The sequence below is a fragment of the Bradyrhizobium sp. 195 genome (assembly GCF_023101665.1).
Taxonomy (GTDB): domain Bacteria; phylum Pseudomonadota; class Alphaproteobacteria; order Rhizobiales; family Xanthobacteraceae; genus Bradyrhizobium.
In genome coordinates this window covers 6912094-6932214 of record NZ_CP082161.1, presented here as the reverse complement: position 1 = coordinate 6932214, position 20121 = coordinate 6912094, and the positions used below count along the sequence as shown (strand labels likewise).

The window sequence follows — 20121 nt, the reverse complement described above, 5'->3', positions numbered from 1 at the left end:
CATTCTCCTTCAGGCCACGGTCACGCGGACGGTTTCGACGACGTTGCGCAAATAGCCCGCCGGGTTCCAGCGCGGCGTGTCCGGCTGCGTCTCGCCGCCATTGCCGGTGGCGCGCACCTTGAGCTCAACGGTGCCCGCCGCGAGCTTCACCGGCAGCTTCCATTCGCGGAACGAGTATTTACCGAGATCCTTGCCGAGCTTTGCGCTCACCCAGGTCTTGCCGCCGTCGGTGGAGACCTGGACCTCCTTGATGCCCTTGCCGCCGTCGAAGGCGATGCCGCGCAGGGTCACAGCTCCCGCCTTCAGCTTGGCGCCATCAGGCACGCTGGTGATGAAGGAGCGGATGGTGAAGCGGTTGATCGGGATCGTCGCCTTCGGCGCCGTGCCGGGCTCGATTGCGTTGTTTGGCGTATCAGGAATGCGATAGGCCGACTTCATCCAGAAGCCGTCATAGACATTGTCGATGACATTGATCTCGTTGAGGTGCTTAACCCAGTAGGTGCCGTAATAGCCGGGCACGATCAGGCGCAGCGGGAAGCCGTTGAGGAACGGCAGGTCCTCGCCATTCATGCCATAGGCCAGCATCACCTCGCCGTCGCTGGCGTGATCGATATCGAGTGCCTTGACGAAATCAGGCGTCTTGTCGCTGACCGGCCCGTCCATGCCGTTGAACGTGACCTGCTTGGCGCCGCTCTGCACGCCCGCCATCTCCAGCACGGCCTTCAGCGGCACGCCGCGCCAGCGCGCGTTGCCCATGGCGCCGTTCGCGAGCTGGCCGCCGGCGACGCGCGGCTCGACGAAGCCGCGGCTGTTGCCGGAGCACTGATTGACGGCGACGATCTCGGTCGCCTTCATCTTCCTGATGTCCTTGAGGGACAGCTTGAGCGGCTTGTCGACCTTGCCCTTGACCTCCAGCGTGAACTTGTCGGGATCGAGATTGTAGGGCAGGTCGGAGAGGTGATAGCGCACGAAGAACGCGTTGTTGGGCGTGATCGGGCCGTCGTTGAAGATCGCAAACGGCGTCTCGAGCTGCGGCGGCCGGCTGGTCAGGCCGATCATCGGCCGCTTCTGCGGATATTTCACCAGCGGCCGTTCGCCATTGGCGAACGGGAGCGTGACGGTATCGAGTGCCAGCGCTTTGGTGGAATTCAATGTGGCCGCAATGGCGGTCAAGCCCGCTCCTTTGAGCAGGTCGCGTCGATCGAACATCTGGTCCCCTCCCGGAGCTTTTCGTTGGACCAGCGGTCATCACCGCGGGCCCGCGCTCATCTGTCGCAACGATCTCGACGAAGTCAATTCGTGCTTTCGCAGCAGGCCCATGCCGCTGCGTTGCAGCAGGCCGGTGTTACGTGGTGATGGAGTCGAGTCGTAACCGCGACGGTGGAGCACCTCTCCCGCTTGCGGGAGAGGTCGCGCCCCGGGCGATGCGAAGCATCGTCCCGCGCGCGGGTGAGGGCTTTCTCCTCTAGGGGATTGTCCCTTTGCGGGGACACCCTCTCCCCAACCCTCCCCCGCAAGCGGGGGAGGGAGCGCACTGCTCGTGTCGCTTGGTACTCTACGCCGCAGCGCGTGCGCTACCGTCGACCAGCGCCGTCAGCTGCCGCGCATCCGCCACCACGCGCACGGCAAGCGGCTCGTCGCGGCCGCGGATCGCGACCTCCTGCTGCGGCAGGGCGTCGTCGACAAGGCCGGCGGTGCGGCGGACTTCTTCCGAGACGATGGCTTCACAGGCCAGCGTCTTGGTCATGTCCTGGAGCCGGGCTGCGACATTCACGGCATCGCCGAGCGCGGTGAAGACGATGTGATCGCGATAGCCGATGTCGCCGATGATGACCTCGCCGCCATGAATACCGACGCCGAAGCGGATCGGCTGGCGCAGATCGTGGCTCAGGAGCTCGTTGAGCTCGTCGATATGCGTGGCGATGCCGGCGGCCGCCTTGAGCGCCTGCCGGCAGGCGGTTTGCGGATCGGCAGTCAATCCGAACAGCGCCAGCATGCCGTCGCCGACGAACTGGTTCGGCTGGCCGCCGTTCTCGATCACCGCCTGCGACACCGCGCCGAGGAAGCGGTTGACGATGAAGACGGTGTCGAACGGCAGCCGCTTTTCCGCGAGCTGGGTCGAGCCGCGCATGTCCACGAACAGGCTGACGAGATAGCGCTCCTGGCCGATTCTGGCTGGTGTCGAGGCCTGCCCGTCCGTCGCATGCGTGTGCGGCGTGAACAGCTGGAAGAAGGAGAGATCGGACGTCGGCCGCAGCTGGCAGGCCAGCCGGATCGACGGATCGGCGGTACCGACGCGGGTGAGCACGAAGGCCTCGCGCTGCGACGGTGTGGGCAGCGCGTCATGGTCGCCGATGATGCGGATGCGGCAAGTCGAGCAGCGGGCGCGGCCACCGCAGACGCTTGCATGCGGCACATTGTGGCGGAGGCTTGCTTCCAGCACGGAGAGGCCCTTCGGCACCCGCACCGTCTTGCCGTTGCCGTAGGACAGCGCGATCATGCCGCCGCGCCGCTCGCGCAAGGCGCGCACGCCGCGAGCCGCCAGCGCCAGGGCGAGCAGACCGAAATAGCCGACGGTGAGGATGCCGGTGATGCGGTCGAGCGTGTTGCCTTCCGCGACCGTGCCGACCTGACGGCGGGAGAGATTTTGCGCACGCCAGTCTCGATCGTCGCTCTCGATCACGACGCTGCGGCCGCCCTGGTAAATACCGAGCAGCGACAGCGTCGGGACCAGCACGGCTGCGGCGAGCAGATAGGGTGCGGCGCGCGCGAAGAACGGTTTGAGGCGAAGCCAGAAATAGATGCCGATGCAGCCGTGCACCCAGGCGATCAGCAGCAGGATCGTCATCTGCCAGAGCCGGCCGGGCGCGGCGACGAAGAACAGGTAGAGCTCCTGCGGATAGAGCTTCTGATGATCGTAAAGTGTGTAGCCGAGCCGCACACCGATCACGTGCCCCATGACCAGAGCCGGAATGCTCAAGCCCAGCACGAGCTGAAGCGGCTCGATCGTCCGCCAGCGGAACTGCCGGCGCTGATACAGCGCATAGATGCCGAGCCCCATATGCGTGAGCGCCGCCGTGTAGAAGACGATCGCGACGGGGAGGAACTGCCAGAAGACGGTGTGATAGTAGACCCCGGTCTCCATGGCCTCGACCGAGATATTGCCGAGCGCATGGTTGAGGAAATGGCTGATCACATAGGAGAACAGGATCACGCCGCAGATGAGCCGCACCTGCCGCACGCTGGTGGCGCGAACGAGTTCGAACATGTGTGCAGCAGCGATGGCCATGATTCGGTTGTATCAGCTCACGAAGGAGAACAGCCAGCGTAACGTTTAATTCCGGGTGTGGACAGCTGGCGGGATCACATGCCCGACAAGCTTACGAAATCGTAGGGTGGGCAAAGGAGCGCCCTTGCGCGCCGTGCCCACCATTTCTCGACCATATCCTGATGGTGGGCACGCTTCGCTTTGCCCACCCTACGGCTGGGCCACCCCCGCATTGACTCCCCCTTCCAGGTTGGCGAAAAGCGCGGCCGTGACGACAGCTTCTGACATCACCATGCCCTCCGGCGGCGCCACGCGCCGTCCCCTCGTCATGGCCATCGCGATCATCGCCGCGATGACGCTGCTCCGCATCGTCTACGCCTCCGCGATCGAGCTGCGCACCGACGAGGCCTATTACTGGACCTGGTCGAAGGAGGGCGCTCTGAGCTTCCTCGATCACCCCCCGGGCATCGCCTGGCTGATCCGCTTCGGTACCGCGATCTTCGGCGACACCACGCTTGGTGTCCGCTTCGGCGGCATCGTCGCGATGCTGGTGACGCAGCTGCTGCTCGCCGACATCGTCCGCCGCCTCACGCATGATGTGCACGCCGTGGTGCTCGCTGTGCTGTTGCCGGAAGCCGCGCTCTATTACGGCCTGCTGATGGCCAAGGTCGCGCCTGACGTCGCCATGATCCCGTTCGCGGTGGCGATGATGTGGTCGCTGGTGCGGCTCGCGCAGAGCGGCGACGGTCGCTGGTGGCTTGCGGCCGGCCTGTTCGCCGGGCTCTCGATGCTGTCGAAGTTCACCGCGATCATGTTCGCGCCCGCGGTCGCCGCCTTTCTGCTGGTGCCGGATTGGCGCTGGCGCTGGCTGCGCAGTCCCTATCCCTATCTCGCCGTGCTGGTCGCGATCGTAGTGTTCTCGCCGGTGCTGATCTGGAACGCGCAGCACGATTGGGCTTCGTTTCGTTTCCAGGGCGTGCGCGCTACCGCAAATTACGGCATCTCGTTGCGGACGATCGGCGATTACATCGGCCTGCAGTTCGGTCTGGTCGGCTTCGTCATGCTGCCGGTGGTGCTGACAGGTCTGGTGCTGACGGCATGGCGCGGCTATCGCACGCGCGAGCCGGTTGCGATCCTGCTGTCGACCGCGGTGCTGGTGCCGTTCCTCTATTTCCTTTTCAAGTCGACGACGCTGCGGGTCGGCGACACCTGGCCGATGTTCATGTGGCCGGTGGGCTTTGCCGCCGCCGCCGTGAACCTGGCGACGATGATGAAGGAGAATTGGTCGGCGCGCATGCTGAGATCGTCGGTGTTCTGGGCCAGGACAGCGATCGTCTCGGGCATCGCCTTCGTCGTCATCGTGTTCCTCTATTACGTCGCCGCGCCGTGGAATCTCCTCGGCAAGATCGATCCGATCGGCGCCGAGGCCGGCTATGAGCAGGTCGCCGCGCGCGCACAGGCTGCGCTCGATGAAACCGGCGCGACCTGGATCGCCACCACGGACTACCGCACCTACGCCATGATGCGCTGGATGTTCAGGGGCCGCATGCCTGTCATCGAGATCAACGAACGCGGCCGCTTCCAGGATTTCAGCGATCCCGGCATGGACCGGATCAAGGGCCACGACGGCATCTATGTCGGCCGCGAGCCGGACGATCGTTCGTCGCTGTGGGAGAGCATCCCCGCCAACCGCGAGCCGCTCGCCCGGGTCGAACGCCGCTGGCGCGGCGTTCTGACGGATACCTATGTGATTGAGAAGCTGAGCGGCTGGACCCCGGAGCTGTCGCCGCCGAAGGACTCGCCGCTGTTTCAGTGGAAGGTGCTGGCTGGGGAATTCGAAAGGCGAGTGCTCGCCTAGCGCGGCAGGCTGCTCTTCCTTGCCCCCTTGCGCGCATGCCTGTCGCATTGTTGAGCCTCCTGGCGAGGGGTTAAGCGTTATCACCTTCGCGATTGCGGGCAGGCACCACCCGTAAATTTCCCAAGTGTTGGCAGCCCGACTTACTGGTTAGGTGGGTGGTATGAGCGCCGCACCATGAAAACACCGAAGCCAAAGCAATGGGCCGAGCATGAGGTCCGACGATTGGTCAAGCTGGCTCGGCAGGGAGTTGGCGCATCGAGGATAGCCGCCGAACTGGGCCGCTACGCTGGCTCGGTGAGGCGAATGGCGCGAGCGATTGGAATATTGTTGAAGAAGTAGCCGCGGGGCAGCGCGCCTGATCTTACCGGATAGGGTGGGCAAAGCGAAGCGTGCCCACCACTTCTGTCGAAGTCCCGGATTAATGGTGGGCACGGCGCAAGTGCGCCTTTGCCCACCCTACGGTTCTTGGCGGGGCGCTTACCCTCCAGGGGAGGGTAAGGAAGCGCCGCTAATCCTCCCCGTCCTTCTTCCGCAGCAGATCCGTAGCGAGGTCCGACAGCTTCGGTGGCGGCAGCGCTGCGAACGGCAGCGGGCGCGTGACGTCGATCGCCGCCAATCCCAGCCGAGCCGTCAGCAGGCCGTTCAGCACGCCTTCGCCGAGCCGCTGCGACAGCTTCGCCGCGATGCCGTGGCCGAGCATCTGCTGCACCAGGCTGTCGCTCGCGGCCATGCCGCCGGTGATGGCGAGATGGGCGATGACGTGGCGGAGCAGGCGGATCATGCCGAGCGCGCCGGGGCGGCCGCCGTAGAGCCGCGCCAGCTGACGGATCAGGCGCAGTGCGGCGACGAACACGAACAGCACGTCGATCGCGGCGCGTGGGCTCACCGCGGTCACGATCGAAACCTTTTGCGCGGCTGACGACACCAGTCGCCGCGCCTCGGCATCCAGCGGCGACATCAGTTCGCGCTCGGCGAGCCGGATCATGTCGGCGCCGTCGATGATCTCACCGGCATGGCTCTCTAGCGCGGCGCGGGCGCGCGCGAGCTGCGGGTTCTGGTGCGCGATCTTGAGCAGGTCCTGCACGATGACGCGGCTCTCCTTGCGATCGTCGCTGGCGAGAACTGCGGCGGCGCGCTGGTGCAATTTCTCGATCGCGGCGAGGCGCGCGAGACCGAACGCCTCGCGGCCGATCACCACCGCGAGCGCAAGCGCGGTCACGAGCGCAAACGCGAGGCCGACATAGCCGAAGCTTTCGCTGCGCGCGAACAAATCCTCGATCAGATGGACGACGCCGAGCCCGGTGCCGAGCAACGTCAACCCGGCAACGCCCGACCAGAACAGCGCACCCCAGGGAAAACCGCGGCGCGCGGGAAGCGCGGTTTGAATCGGCACCGGCAGCGCCTGCGGATCGTGCTCCGGCGTGATCTGGATCGTGGCGCGACTCAGTCGGCTGGTTTCGTCGGCTTCGGTGACGACGACGCCGGGATCGTCGAGCCGAAACGTCGCCGGCCGCCGTGGCTTCGATCGGTCGTTCATGCGAGCTTGTCTCCGATCAGGAACTGCAAGGCACGGTCGAGGCGGATGTGTGGCAGTGTCGGCGGCTCGCTGCCTTCGCGGTCGAGTGTGGGCGGGCGGAAGCGCAGGAAGCGGAAGTCGCTTGTCTCGGCAGCCTCGGTCGCGAGGCCGCGGAACGCATCGGTGCCGTTGAAGAGCGGCTCGGGATCCAAGGGCAAATCGCCCGGGAAGGTCGCGACCTCGGTGTTGCCGTCGAAGAACTCGCCGCCGGCGCTTTCGCCCGCGGCCGGCGTTCCCAGGATCGACGGTAATTTGTCGCGGCCCTGCGCGACTTGAGCTTCTCTCGTGGCGCGCACCGCGGCGAGCGCCACCACGTCGATCGCCGCGCCGGTATTTTCCGCGCGCGCAACGGCGCCGGAGACGGCGCGGCGCAGCACGGCCTCGAGCCGGTCGTGGCTGGAATGATGCAGATGGTCCGCCTTGGTCGCCGCGAACAGGATGCGGTCGATGCGCGGCCGGAACAGGCTGGAGAGGATCGTGCTGCGGCCGATATTGAAGCAGTCGAGAATGCCGGCGAGCGCCGCTTCGAGGTCATGCAGCGCCTCGGGACCGGAGTTGAACGCGGCAAGCGCATCGGCCAGCACGATCTGGCGATCGAGCCGGGCGAAATGATCGCGGAAGAACGGGCGCACCACCACATCCTTGTAGGCCTCGAAGCGGCGCACCATCATCGCCCACAGCGAACCCTCCGGCGCCTGCCCGCCGGCGGGCACCTCGAGCGGCGCAAAGGTCAGCGCCGGCGAGCCTGCGAGATTGCCGGGCATCAGGAAGCGACCGGGCGGCAGCAGGCTCATCGCAAAGCGCTCGTCGCGGCAGGCGCGCAAATAATCGGTGAAGAGCTTTGCGGCGGTGAGCGTCGCCTGCTCGTCCTCGCGCGCCCCGGGCTTGAGTGTTGCGAGATGCGCGTGCCATTCGCTCGCAAGATGCGCACGCGGCGCCTCGCGCGACAGCGCAAGGCTCTCCGCCGACCATTGCTCGAAACTCTTCTGGAGCAGCGGCAGGTCGAGCAGCCATTCGCCGGGATAGTCGACGATGTCCAGTGTCAGCGTGCGATCGGCGCCGTTGTTGCGCTGATAGTCGATGACGAGGCGGAGCTCGCTGATGTCGACCGTCGAATTCGGCCAGCGTCGTTCCTCGACCAACGCGCGCAGATGGTTTTCATAGGCAAAGCGCGGCACGGCATCGTCGGGCTGCGGCGCCAGATGCGCCCGCGCGATCCGGCCCGAGGCATAGGCCTCGAACACCGGAAACCGGCCACCGCGGGTGAGGCCGTGGATCAACGCGGTGATGAACACGGTCTTGCCGGCCCGCGACAGGCCGGTAACGCCTAACCGCACCGTCGGGTTGAAGAAGTGCTCCCCATAGTCGATCAGCGCCTGGGCCGACAAGCGCGCTTCTTCGACCATATCCTGGAAACTGAATGCCATATGAACGTTAAGGGATCTCGGGCGGGGATACGCAAAATGGATTAGTCACAAAAGTGGCAACTGCCTGAGGAAAATCAAGCTTTCATACTTCCACCGCCTTTGTCGGCAAATCAGCCGTTTGAACGACGCGCCGATCCCGAAACACCCATAGAAGAGGCCATTACCTCACTTTGCGGATTGCCATGACCGTCTTCCAACTGAAACACCTTGCATCCACCTCTGTCCACGCCGCGGCCGACGTGATCGGCTGGAACTATGACCGCGCCGAGCTCATCGCCGACGGCGTAGTCCACGCGATCGGTGTCCTCTCCGGCGTCATCGCGGCGACCGTGCTGATGGTGCTGACGGCGGTCTATGCCGACGCCACAGACATCGTCGGCGTCTCGATCTATGTCGCCGGCCTGCTCTCGATGCTGGTGCTGTCGGCGACCTATAATCTCTGGCCGATCTCGCCGGCCAAATGGCTGCTGCGGCGGCTCGACCATTCCGCGATCTATCTCCTGATCGCGGCGACCTACACGCCGTTCATCCTGGAGGTGAAGGACAGCGGGTTCGCGCTGGTGCTGCTTGCCGGAGTCTGGTGCGTTGCGATCCTCGGTATCGTGCTCAAGCTTTGCTGCCCCGGCCGCTTCGACCGCGTCTCGGTCGGGATCTATCTCGCCATGGGCTGGAGCGGCGTGATGCTCTACGACGCCGTGGTCAGGGCGCTGCCCGCGCTGGTGCTGAGCTTCATCCTTGCCGGCGGCCTGCTCTACAGCTTCGGCGTGATCTTCCACGCCTGGCGGCGGCTGCGCTTCCAGAATGCGATCTGGCACGGCTTTGTCTTGGCCGGTGCGGCGTGCCATTATACCGCGGTGCTCGACCTCGTGTTGAGCTGAGCAAGCTTCAAGAAGCGGTATAAGACAAGAGGAGACGTCGCATGCAGGTGACCGGCAAGGTCGTGGTCGTCACGGGCGGCGCAAACGGCATCGGCAAGGCGCTGTGCGAGACCTTTCACAACGCAGGCGCAGCCAAGGTCGTCGTCGCGGATATGGATGCTGCCAACGCAAGGGCCGTCGCCGCCCTGGTGGATGGCGCGGCCTTCAAATGCGACGTCGCGCAGGAGAAGGACATTTCGCACGTCATCGAGGAGACCGAGCGGCAGTTCGGCCCCATCGCGCTGTTCTGCTCCAATGCCGGCATCGGCGGCGGCTTCGATCCGATGTCGGTCAATGCCGGCGGCGCCTCCGATGAGCCGTGGCAGCGCAGCTGGGCGATCCACGTCATGGCCCATGTCTATGCGGCGCGGCATCTCGTCCCCCGCATGAAGGCGCGCGGCGGCGGCTATTTCCTCAACACGATCTCGGCTGCGGGCCTGCTGTCGCAGGTCGGCAGCCCGGCTTATTCGACGACCAAGCATGCTGCGGTCGGCTTTGCCGAGAATCTCGCGATCTCGCACAAGGCTGACAACATCAAGGTCTCGATCCTCTGCCCGCAGGGCGTCGACACCAACATGCTGCGCTCGATCCCGAAGGGCCCGCAATCCGGCGACGGCGATCTCACGCCCGAGCAGGTCGCCAAGGACGTGCTCGCCGGCCTCGAGCAGGAGACGTTCCTGATCCTGCCGCACCCCCAGGTGCTCGGCTACATGCGCAAGAAGACCGAAAATTACGACCGCTGGATCGGCGGCATGGCCAAGATCCAGGCCAGGATGCGGGAAGAGTTCGGTAAGTAGCCGACGCTGGTGCCGCGGTTGACCCTGTCATGCTCCGCGAAAGCGGGGCATCCAGTACTCCGCGGCGGTCATTGGTTTGCACAACTGGCGCCGCGGAGTACTGGATCGCCCGGTCGAGTGTTTAGCCCGGACAGATCACTGACGGGTGTTCGGAGACATAGCTGACACATCAACATTGGCTGGATTGGTCCGATTCGGGAGGCCGTCCATGCCCTGGAGTGAGGTGTCAGCAATGGATCAGCGTCACGAGTTCGTGCGGCTGGCTTTGCAGGAGGGCGCCAATCGGCGCGAGTTGTGCCGACGGTTCAACATCAGCCCTGACGTGGGCTACAAATGGCTGCGGCGCTGGCAGGCTGGCGATCGAGAGCTGGCCGACCGCTGCCGTTGCCCGCATGCGATGCCCAAGCGCAGTGAGGCTGCGGTCGAGGCACAGGTTCTGGCCGTGCGGGACAAGCATCCGGCTTGGGGAGCGCGGAAGATCGCTCACTGCCTGAAGCGGCGCGGGCAGACGGTGCCCGTGCCGTCAACGGTGCACCAGATCCTGTGTCGGCACGGTCGGGTCAAGCCAAGCGAGAATGCACCGCCCAATCCGGGCATCGCTTCGAGAAGGAAGCTCCTAACCTGCTGTGGCAGATGGACTTCAAGGGACACCTGCCGCTCGCCAACGGGACGCGATGTCATCCGCTGACAATTGTCGACGATCACTCGCGCTATGTCCTGTGCCTGAAGGCCTGCGCCGACGAGCAGCGTCTTACCGTGCAGGATCATCTGACGACGACGTTCCGCTGCTACGGCCTGCCGGAGGCTTTCTACACCGACAACGGCTCACCGTGGGGCGATACGTCAGGTGTTCGTTGGACCGGGCTGAAGGTGTGGCTGCTCAAGCTCGGTGTCAGGGTGGTGCATGCCAGGCCCTGTCACCCGCAGGCGCGCGGCAAGAACGAACGCTTCCATTGCACCCTGAAGGCCGAGGTTCTTGCCATGCGTCGCTTCCGCACTCTCCCGGAGGTCCAGCGCGCCTTCGACGCCTGGCGGCCAGTCTACAATCTGGAACGTCCCCACCAGGGCCTCGATATGCACGTCCCCGCCGATCGCTTCCGGCCGAGCACCCGTGCCATGCCGGCTCGCGTTCCGATCGTCGAATACGACAGCGGTGAGATCGTGCGCAGAGTCTCATCGACAAGACCCTACATCTCCTTCAAGGGGCGCTTCTGGAAGGTTCCCCAGGCCTTCGCCCGCGAGCGCCTCGCCATCCGGCCGCTGGACCGCGATGGCCATTACGGCATCTTCTTCGCCAGCTGGCAGGTCGCATCGATCGACTTGACCAATGGCCAACCTGTCAGTGATGTGTCCGAACAGGTGTCAGCCATGTCTCCGGACTAAACATCGAGCCGGGCGATGACACCGAGAGTGTGGTCACGCCGCTCGCTCCGCCTCATCCTCCACCCGGCTCTGCCTGAGCGCCCGCGCATAGAGCATCATGCCCTCGCGCACCTTGCGCTGTTCTGCCGTCGTCAGCGCCTCCAGCGCGCCGCGCACCTGCTGGCGGCCGAACGCATGCAATGCCTCGAGCGTTCGCCGTCCCTTCGCGGTCAGCGACAGCCATTTGCTGCGGGCATCAAGCTCGTCCGGCGTCTCCCCGAGCTCGCCGCAATCGATCAGCTTGCGCACCAGGCGGCTGACGCTGGATTTCTCCAGACGCAGGAAATCGCCAAGCTCGCCTGAGGACATGGGACCGCGGATGCCGATCTCCAGGATGGTGTGCACCGCCGAGGGCGGATAGTCCGAGGCCGCCACCGTCGCATCCATGAAGCCGAGCTCGCGCACCATCAGGCGCGACGCGGCGCGGATGTCGTCGATCAGAGCAAGTTCGGCCATCTTGACTCCTGGCATATAGTTGTACCATACAACTATATGCGCAGAGCGGCGCATGCAAGCGTTTTGGAGTGGACCATGAGCGAAACTTTGCCGGCAGGTCAGCGGATGGCGGGCAAGGTCTGCCTCGTCACGGGCGGCGGCAGCGGCATCGGCCGCGCCACGGCGATGCGGATGGCATCCGAGGGCGCTGAGGCGATCGTCGTCGCCGGCCGGCGCGAAGCCGAGATCGACGCCACCGCCGCTTCGTGCCGCGAGCTCGGCGCGGAGGCGGTGGCGCTCAAAACCGACATCACGCGCGAGGACGATGTCGAACGGCTGATGCGTACGGCCGTTGAGCGTTGCGGCCGGCTCGACGTTGCCTTCAACAATGCCGGCTTCCAGGAGCGCCGCGCGCCGCTGGAAGAGCAGGGCACAGAGATCTACGACAGCGTGTTCGACACCAATGTCCGGGCGCTGTTCCTGTGCCTGCGCCATCAATTGCCTGTCATGCCGCAGGGGCGCGGCAGTATCGTCGTCAACGCCTCTGTCAGCGGCGTGCGCAATCCCAATCCCGGCTTCTCGCTCTATTCGGCCTCCAAGGCCGCCGCGATCTCGCTGACGCGCTCGGCGGCGCTGGAGAACGCCCCGCGCGGCATCCGCATCAACGCCATCGCCCCCGGCCGTGTCGTCACCGACATGATGCTGCGCGCCGGTGTCGGCGATGTCGCGACGGTCAGCGCGGGATTGCCGCTGCGGCGGATGGGAAGCCCGGAGGAGGTGGCGGAGGCCGTGGTGTGGCTGGCGTCCGATGCGTCATCATATGTGGTCGGGCACGTGCTGGCGGCGGACGGGGGATTTCTGGCGTCGTAGCCTCGTAGCCCGGATGAGCGAAGCGACATCCGGGACCTTTGTTGCAGCACCCCGGATATCGCTACGCTCATCCGTGCTACGGCAGCGTCAATGCTTCTGTCCGTACAGCACAGGCACCGCCGAATCCACGACGACCTCGACCAGGCTCGTCCCTTCATGCGCCATGCCGCGCTTCAACGCGTCGCCAAGCTCCGCGGCCTTGGTCACCCGCACCGCATGGCAACCCATGCCTTCGGCGAGCCGGACGAAATCGATGCCCGGCAGCTCCAGCCCCGGCACGTTCCTCACCTGCATCACCTGGCTGAACGAGCGCATCGCGCCGTAGCCGGAGTTGTTGAGGACGACGACGGTCAGCGGCAGCTTGCGTTGCGCCGCGGTCCATAGCGCCTGGATCGAATACATGGCCGAGCCGTCGCCGATCAGGCAGACCGTGCGCTGCTTCGGCTTGCCGAGCGCCATGCCGACCGCGGCGGGCAACGAGTAGCCGAGGCCGCCGCTCGCCATGGTGTAAAAGCTGTCCTGGCCGGGCATCGGCATGAACTTCTGCATCGCCGGCCGGTGCGAGGGAACCTCCTCGACAACCGACGCACCATCCGGCATCGCCAGCGACAGCGAATGCAGCAGGAATTCGACCGGCAGTGGATCGGCGGCTTGCGGTGCCGGCGGCAGCGTGCGGCCTTCTGGCGAGGCGCGCTTGCTCTCCGGCAGGAGGTCGAGCAGCAGGCCCAGCGCCGGCTTCATCGTGGCGATGATGCTGGTGCCAACGGGTGTGACAGCCGCCGCATCCGGATCATCGGTGATCTGGAAGATCGTCGCGCCGCCGTCGAAGATCGCGGCATGGCCTTCGACGTGGAAGGTGAACACCGGCGCGCCGATGACGACGACGAGGTCGTGCGCGCGCAGCGCGTCGGAGAGTTGCGCCGGCGAGGCGTGCAGGAAGCCCGCGAACTGCGGATGGCGCTCCGGGAACGAGCAGCGCGCCGAGAACGGGCTGACCCAGACGCTGGCCTTGGCCTTCTCGGCGACGCGCACCATCAGTTCCACCGCGCCGGCGCGGTCGACGCCGGGGCCGACGACGAGGGCAGGGTGTTTTGCCGAACCGAGCGCGGCGACCAGCGCCTTCATTGAGTCAAGCTCAGGGCCGATCTCGCGGCTGACCTTGCGCGCTTCCACCGGCGCCGTCGCATGGGCCCAGTCGTCGATCGGGATCGACACGAAGGTCGGCCCGCACGGCGGTTGCATGGCGGTGTAGTAGGCCCGTGCGATCGCGGCCGGCACGTCCTCGGGCCGCGCCGGCTCGACGCTGTATTTAACGTAAGGGCGCGGAAACTCGGAGGCGCGTTCGGCATAGAGGAACGCCTGCAGCGGCAGGATCGAGCGCGCCTGCTGGCCCGCGGTGATCACCAGCGGGGTCTGGTTGCGATGCGCGGTGTAGATGTTGCCGAGCGCGTTGCCGACGCCGGCCGCCGAATGCAGATTGACGAAGCCGGCATTGCGCGTCGCCTGCGCATAGCCGTCAGCCATGCCGACCGCGCTGGCCTCCTGCAGCGCCAGCACGTAATCGATGTCGTCGGGCCAGTCGCTCAGGAACGGCAGCTCGGTCGAGCCGGGATTGCCGAACACTTTTGTGATGCCGAAGGCGCGCAGCAGGTCGAGGGTCGCCTGCTTGACGGTGACGGATCTGCTGCCGGTCTTGCCGTTCTTGGCCATGGTTTCCGTCCCCTGTTGTTTATTGAAAGGTGGCGGCCCCATCCCGTCATTGCGAGGAGCCCTTGCGACGAAGCAATCCAGACTGTCTCTGCGGAAAGATTCTGGATTGCTTCGCTACGCTCGCAATGACGGAGAGGGCGGTGGCTCACCACACCGCCGTGCCCTTCATCGTCGGCTGGCCCTCCGCGTTCGCGGTCCACAGCTCCATGCCGGCCTCGGTCTCGTTGGCGTTGATGGAGAACTCCGTGCCCTCGAACAGCGGCTGCAGCCCGCGATAGGTGAACTTCTTCGGCGCCTTGCCGCCATGGAGCTTCGCTGCCATCTCGATGATGAATGCCGCCTGCAACGGGCCGTGGAAGATCAGGCCCGGATAGCCCTCGACCTTGGTGACGTAGTCGCGATCGTAGTGGATGCGGTGGCCGTTGAAGGTCAGCGCGGAATAACGAAACAGCAGCACGGGATCCGAGACATGGGTCTCGCGGTGCTGCGCGGTCGGTGGCGGAGGCGGGGCCTTGGCGCCGGCGGGCGCGCTGCTCGTCATCTCGCGATAGACGATGTCCTGCCGCTCGCGGATGGCGATGCCGCGCGGAGAGGAGATGCTGTGCTCGACCGAGACGAAGCACAGCGTGCCGGTCGATCCTGATTTCACCTGCACATCGGCGATGCGCGAGGTTCGCGTCGATTCATCGCCAACCTGCAGCGGCTGCAGGAACTCGATCTCGCCGCCCGCCCACATCCGGCGCGGCAGCGGCACCGGCGGCAGGAAGCCGCCGCGGGTCGGATGACCGTCGGGCCCCAACATCGACATCGGAAACACCGGCTGCGCCAGGCACCAATGCACCGTGAACGGCGCGGCGTCGCCCTTTTTGGGCTCGCCGACCTCCTGGAACAGCGTCGCGCGCAGGCCCATCACGAGCTGCGCGGTGACGATGTCGGTAGCCTCCGTGCTGCGGCCGATCCACTGCCTGAGATGATCGATGTCGAGCTTTTCGGTCATGACGCCTCGCTCTTGTTATGTCCTGGATGGACGTTCGCCGATGGCGGGCACGGCGCCATAGCTGCGGGTTTCGCCGACGATGATCGGCGCCGGCGCGGGATAGCTGACGCGTCCCTGCGGCGTGTCGACCTCGATGCGGCGCAGATGCGGATGGTTGGTGAGGTCGGCCATGGTGTTGACCTCAGCGAACGCAATGTCGGCGTCCGACAGCCGCTTCAGCAGCTCACCACGCGTCATCCTGCCGAAGATGTCCGCAACGGTCTTGTCGGTGAAATCGCGGTTGCGCACGCGCTCGACCATGTTGGCGACGCGGGGATCGGCGGGCAGGTCGGGCTGATCAAGCACCTTCGCGCACAGCGTCTTCCACTCGCGCTCGCTCTGGATCGAGATCAAAATGTCCTTGCCGTCCTTCGAGGTGAACACGCCATAGGGCGCGATCGAGGGATGGCGCAGGCCCATGCGCTTGGGCGGATTGCCGGCTTCGGAGTTGAGCAGCGGCACGGTGCACCAGTCCGCCATCACGTCGAACATGGAGATGCGGATGTCGGCGCCCTTGCCGGTGCGCCCGCGCCCGATCAGCGCTTCCAGGATCGCCGCATGCGCGGTGGCACCGGTCGCGACGTCGACGATCGACATGCCGACGCGCGAGGCGCCGTCAGGATTGCCTGTGATCGAGGCAAGGCCGCTCTCGGCCTGGATCAGCAAATCATAGGCCTTGCGGTGCGCGTAGGGGCCCTCGTCGCCGTAGCCGGTGATGGTGCAGGAGATCAGCTTCGGATAGTCCTTCAGCAGCCGCTCGCGCGAAAAGCCGAGCTTGTCCATCGAGCCCGGCTTGAGGTTCTGGATCAATACGTCGGCGCTCGCGATCAGCTTCTCCAGCTCGGCGCAGCCTTCTTTCGTTGCGAGATCGACCACCGCCGATTGCTTGCCGCGGTTGAGCCAGACAAAGTAGCTGCTCTGGCCCTTGGCCGCCGCGTCATAGCCGCGGGCGAAATCGCCCTCGGGCCGTTCGATCTTGATCACTTCCGCGCCGGCATCCGCCAGCCGCGAGGAGCAGAACGGCGCCGCCACCGCCTGCTCGACCGCAATCACCCTGATCCCGTCCAATGCTCCCATGGTGCGACCTCAGTAAGAGCGGGGCATGCCGAGCACATGCTCGGCGACGAAGGACAGCACGAGGTTGGTCGAGATCGGCGCCACCTGGTAGAGCCGCGTCTCGCGGAACTTGCGCTCGACGTCGTATTCCTCGGCAAAGCCGAAGCCGCCATGGGTCTGGATGCAGGCATTGGCCGCTTCCCAGGACGCATCGGCCGCCAGCATCTTGGCCATGTTGGCCTCGGCGCCGCAGTCGAGCCCGGCCTCGTATTTGCGCGTGGCTTCCTTCACCATCAGCTCAGCCGCGCGCATCGACGCATAGGCCTTGGCGATCGGGAACTGGATGCCTTGATTCTGGCCGATCGGCCGGCCGAAGACGCTGCGTTCCTTGGCGTAGTTCGTCGCTTTCGCGATGAACCATTTGGCGTCGCCGACGCATTCGGCCGCAATCAATATGCGCTCGGCATTCATGCCGGAGAGGATGTAACGAAAGCCCTTGCCTTCCTCGCCGATCAAATTCTCCGCCGGCACCTTCATGTCGGTGAAGAACACCTCGGTGGTGGCGTGGTTCATCATGGTGCGGATCGGGCGGATCTCGAGGCCGTTGTTCTTGGCCTCGCGCATGTCGACGATGAACACGGAGAGGCCATCGGTGCGCTTCTTGGCCTGCTCCTTCGGCGTGGTGCGCGCCAGCAGCACCATCAGGTCGGAATGCTCGGCGCGGCTGGTCCAGATCTTCTGGCCGTTGACGATGTAGCTGTCATTGCCGTCCTTGCGCGCAAATGTCTTCAGCGACGAGGTGTCGGTGCCGCTGGTCGGCTCGGTGACGCCGAAGGCCTGCAGGCGCAACTCGCCGCTGGCGATCTTCGGCAGGTACTTTGCCTTCTGCTCGGCGTTGCCGTGCCGCAGCACCGTGCCCATCGTGTACATCTGGGCGTGGCAGCCGCCGCCGTTGCAGCCCGCGCGCTGGATCTCTTCCAGGATCGCCGCGGCCGCCGACAGCTTCAGCCCCGCGCCGCCATATTCCTCGGGAATCAGCACCGAGAGGTAGCCCGCCTCAGTCAGCGCATCGACGAAGGCCTTGGGGTAGGCCATCTCGCGATCGAGCTTGCGCCAATATTCGCCGGGAAACTGCGCGCACAGCTTGGCGACGGCTTCGCGGATGTCGGCGTGATCTTCGGTGTGGTGTTCTTCACTCATGGCGTTTCCAATCAATAGCGGCAGTTAAGATAACGCCGGCCAACCCTCTGGCGTTGTGAAAACAATGCCAGCCCCCTATGCTCATTTGTTATAGCGTATGAAGTAGCCTTCCAGGATTGGCAAGCATGGATTTCCGGCAGCTCAGGACCTTCAGTTGCGTGGCGGAGCTCGGCAGCCTCTCCAAGGCGTCCGACACGTTGCGCGTGGCGCAGCCGGCGCTGAGCCGCCAGATCAAGCTCTTGGAACACGAGCTGCGCACCGAACTCTTCACCCGCAACGGCCGCGGCATGGTGCTGACCGAAGCCGGCCGGCTGCTGCTGGCGCGCACCTCCGGCATCGTGCGGCAGATCGACCAGATCCGCGACGACATCCAGTCGGCCAAGGGGCCGCCGTCCGGGCAAGTCGTGCTCGGCCTTGTTCCAACCGTGAGCTGCGTGCTGTCGGCGCGTTTTGCACGGCGCTGCGTCGAAAAGTTTCCCGGCATCTCGCTGCGCATCGTCGAGAGCTACAGCGGCCACCTGGTCGAATGGTTGCATCGCGGCGAGATGGATCTCGCCATCCTCTACGGCCGCTCGGCCGATCTGCATCTCAACGTAGCGAGCCTGGGACGCGACAACATCGTCGCGGTCGGCCCGCGCGGCTGCGGTCTTGCACGCAAGAAGAGCGTCGACATCGGCTGGCTGCTGCGGCAGCGGCTGGTACTGCCCTCTCACTCGCACGGCCTCCGCGCGCTGATCGAGCACGCGGCCGCCCAGCGCAAGATCAAGCTCGACGTCCAGCTCGAGGCGGATTCGTTTCGCGTGCTGACGAGCCTCGTCGAGGAAGGCCTCGGCTTCGCGCTGCTGCCGCCCTCCTCGGTCCACGGCGAGGTCGCTGACGGACGGCTGGAAACCGCGCCCGTCTCGAAACCGATGACGCGCGAGCTCATTTTCGCCTCTCCGATCGACCGCCCGGTCTCGACGGCCTCGCTCGCCGTCACCGCGCTGCTGCGCGAGGAGGTCGCCGCCTGCCGCAAGGAAGGCGTGTGGGACATCAAGTTGAGTTAGATGCAGTGTCGTAGAACAGTCGCGCGACGCCGTGCCTTCGCATCTGGTGCGAGCTGTCATGCCGAAATTTTATAGCTGGCCAGTGCTTCGCGTCATTCTCCGCTGTCATTGCCCGCGAAGGCGGGCAATCCAGTATTCCAGAGACGGCGCGGCTAGAATCGAGAAGCTGCGGCGTACTGGATGCCCCGGTCAAGCCGGGGCATGACAGTGCCTACCCCGGAATCCGCACCGGCAGCGTCTCATATCCCTTGATGAAGCTGGAATAGATCCGCTTCGGCTCGCCGACCACCTCGATGCGGTCGAAGCGCTTCAGCATCTCCTCCCAGACGATCTTGAGCTGCAGCTCGGCGAGGCGCATGCCGACGCAGCGGTGGATGCCGAAGCCGAACGAAAGGTGGGTGCGCGGCCGCGGGCGGTCGATGATGAACTCATTCGGCCGCTCGAACATCTCCTCGTCGCGGTTGCCGGAGACGTACCACATCACGACGCGGTCGCCCTTCTTGATCTGCTTGCCGCCGATCTCGGTATCGGCAAGCGCCGTGCGCCGCATATGCGCCAGCGGCGTCTGCCAGCGGATCACCTCGGGCACCATGGAATCGATCAGCGCCGGATTTTTCCGCAGCATCTCGTGCTGGTCCGGGTTCTCGTTCAGCGCCAGCACCGAGCCGGTCATGGTGTTGCGCGTGGTGTCGTTGCCGCCGACGATGAGCAGGATGATGTTGCCCATGAGGTTGTCGGGGTCCATGTGGCGCGTGGCGTCGTTATGGGCCATCAGCGACAGCAGATCGTTGCGCGGCGCGGAGTTGACGCGCTCGTTCCACAGCTTGGACATGTAGGCGTAGCACTCGTCCATCTCGCGGCGGCGCTCTTCGGCGGAGGCGACGATGCCGCTCTTGGGCAGCGCGGTCGAGACGTCGGACCAGCGCGTCAGCTTGCGCCGCTCCTCCCAGGGGAAGTCGAACAGGGTCGCCAGCATCTGCGTCGTCAGCTCGATCGAGACACGCTCGACGAAATTGAAGGTCTCGTTGCGCGGCAGATTGTCGAGCACCGTTTGCGAGCGCTGCCGGATCAGCTTTGCCAGCTCGTCCAGATGCGTCGGGGTGAACATCGGCGAGACGGTCTTGCGCTGCGACGAATGCTTGGGCTGGTCCATCGCGATGAAGCTCGGATAGTCGTAGCCCTCCGGCACGTCGCGGATCGAGATGCCGCCGAGCGTCGAGTCCGAGGAGAAGATGCCGTGATTGGTGTCGACATGCATGATGTCGTTGTATTTCACCACCGACCAATAGGGCTCGATCGGCGCGTTGGTGCAGTAATGCACCGGCTCTTCCTTGCGCAGCCGCTCGAACCACGGCCACATCGTGTCATCCTGGAACAGCCTGGGCGCGCCGGGGTGGAATTGCGACAACGGCGTCGCATAGGCCTCCTCGCGGGCCCTGCGCATGCGTTCGGCCTTGTCCGCTTTAACCGGCGCTTGGATGTTCATCGTCGTGGCTCCAGCTG

The 20121-nt window shown here is 65.3% G+C and carries 15 protein-coding genes and 1 pseudogene; 6 read left to right on the top strand and 10 right to left on the bottom strand.

Annotation, left to right across the window (positions count from 1 at the left end; all coding sequences use genetic code 11):
* Window positions 1–9: 9 nt before the first annotated feature.
* Together sorA and IVB26_RS32280 are read right to left on the bottom strand one after the other, a co-directional pair.
* Window positions 10–1209, bottom strand: a complete 1200-nt coding sequence (gene sorA, locus IVB26_RS32285; protein WP_247969047.1) for a SorA family sulfite dehydrogenase catalytic subunit — start codon at window positions 1207–1209, stop codon at window positions 10–12.
* A 346-nt stretch (window positions 1210–1555) separates the two neighbouring features.
* A complete protein-coding gene (locus IVB26_RS32280) occupies window positions 1556–3289 on the bottom strand; it encodes an adenylate/guanylate cyclase domain-containing protein (protein WP_247969046.1) in 1734 nt (577 codons plus the stop codon).
* Window positions 3290–3560: 271 nt separating this feature from the next.
* Here IVB26_RS32280 and IVB26_RS32275 point away from each other — a divergent pair, with 271 nt between their 5' ends.
* A complete protein-coding gene (locus IVB26_RS32275) occupies window positions 3561–5126 on the top strand; it encodes a glycosyltransferase family 39 protein (RefSeq protein WP_247973327.1) in 1566 nt (521 codons plus the stop codon).
* A 508-nt stretch (window positions 5127–5634) separates the two neighbouring features.
* On the opposite strand, the gene IVB26_RS32270 is transcribed toward IVB26_RS32275, so the two are convergent.
* Entirely contained in the window at window positions 5635–6663 is a 1029-nt protein-coding gene (locus tag IVB26_RS32270; RefSeq protein WP_247969045.1) for a YcjF family protein, read from the bottom strand.
* Window positions 6660–8129, bottom strand: coding sequence for a YcjX family GTP-binding protein (locus tag IVB26_RS32265; protein WP_247969044.1), 1470 nt, complete (start codon window positions 8127–8129; stop codon window positions 6660–6662). Before IVB26_RS32265 ends, IVB26_RS32270 begins: the two co-directional genes overlap by 4 nt.
* A 182-nt stretch (window positions 8130–8311) precedes the next feature.
* Here IVB26_RS32265 and trhA point away from each other — a divergent pair, with 182 nt between their 5' ends.
* The 3 genes and pseudogenes from trhA to IVB26_RS32250 all read left to right on the top strand — a co-directional run bounded on the left by trhA (window position 8312) and on the right by IVB26_RS32250 (window position 11226).
* Entirely contained in the window at window positions 8312–9007 is a 696-nt protein-coding gene (gene trhA, locus IVB26_RS32260) for a PAQR family membrane homeostasis protein TrhA (RefSeq protein WP_247969043.1), read from the top strand.
* A 41-nt stretch (window positions 9008–9048) separates the two neighbouring features.
* Window positions 9049–9843, top strand: a complete 795-nt coding sequence (locus tag IVB26_RS32255) for an SDR family oxidoreductase (protein WP_247969042.1) — start codon at window positions 9049–9051, stop codon at window positions 9841–9843.
* A 208-nt stretch (window positions 9844–10051) separates the two neighbouring features.
* Window positions 10052–11226: pseudogene (locus IVB26_RS32250) on the top strand (IS481 family transposase).
* A 33-nt stretch (window positions 11227–11259) separates the two neighbouring features.
* Here the strand turns inward: IVB26_RS32250 and IVB26_RS32245 are convergent.
* Entirely contained in the window at window positions 11260–11721 is a 462-nt protein-coding gene (locus tag IVB26_RS32245; protein ID WP_247969041.1) for a MarR family winged helix-turn-helix transcriptional regulator, read from the bottom strand.
* 75 nt (window positions 11722–11796) lie between these two features.
* Here IVB26_RS32245 and IVB26_RS32240 point away from each other — a divergent pair, with 75 nt between their 5' ends.
* Window positions 11797–12570, top strand: a complete 774-nt coding sequence (locus IVB26_RS32240; RefSeq protein ID WP_247969040.1) for an SDR family NAD(P)-dependent oxidoreductase — start codon at window positions 11797–11799, stop codon at window positions 12568–12570.
* Window positions 12571–12657: 87 nt separating this feature from the next.
* Here IVB26_RS32240 and mdlC read toward each other — a convergent pair whose 3' ends face one another.
* The 4 genes from mdlC to IVB26_RS32220 all read right to left on the bottom strand — a co-directional run bounded on the left by mdlC (window position 12658) and on the right by IVB26_RS32220 (window position 17572).
* On the bottom strand, window positions 12658–14280 hold the full coding sequence (gene mdlC / locus IVB26_RS32235) for a benzoylformate decarboxylase (RefSeq protein ID WP_247969039.1): 1623 nt from the start codon (window positions 14278–14280) through the stop codon (window positions 12658–12660).
* 145 nt (window positions 14281–14425) lie between these two features.
* Entirely contained in the window at window positions 14426–15277 is an 852-nt protein-coding gene (locus IVB26_RS32230; protein WP_247969038.1) for an HTD2 family dehydratase, read from the bottom strand.
* 15 nt (window positions 15278–15292) lie between these two features.
* Window positions 15293–16393 (bottom strand): CaiB/BaiF CoA transferase family protein, encoded by a 1101-nt coding sequence (locus IVB26_RS32225; protein ID WP_247969037.1) that lies wholly within the window; start codon window positions 16391–16393, stop codon window positions 15293–15295.
* Between the two features lie 9 nt (window positions 16394–16402).
* On the bottom strand, window positions 16403–17572 hold the full coding sequence (locus tag IVB26_RS32220; RefSeq protein WP_247969036.1) for an acyl-CoA dehydrogenase family protein: 1170 nt from the start codon (window positions 17570–17572) through the stop codon (window positions 16403–16405).
* A gap of 125 nt (window positions 17573–17697) precedes the next feature.
* Here IVB26_RS32220 and IVB26_RS32215 point away from each other — a divergent pair, with 125 nt between their 5' ends.
* Complete coding sequence (locus IVB26_RS32215; RefSeq protein WP_247969035.1) at window positions 17698–18618, top strand: LysR substrate-binding domain-containing protein; 921 nt, start codon at window positions 17698–17700, stop codon at window positions 18616–18618.
* Window positions 18619–18829: 211 nt separating this feature from the next.
* On the opposite strand, the gene IVB26_RS32210 is transcribed toward IVB26_RS32215, so the two are convergent.
* Window positions 18830–20104 carry a cytochrome P450 gene (locus IVB26_RS32210; RefSeq protein ID WP_247969034.1) on the bottom strand — a complete coding sequence of 425 codons (1275 nt, stop codon included), beginning with the start codon at window positions 20102–20104 and terminating at the stop codon, window positions 18830–18832.
* Window positions 20105–20121: the final 17 nt, after the last annotated feature.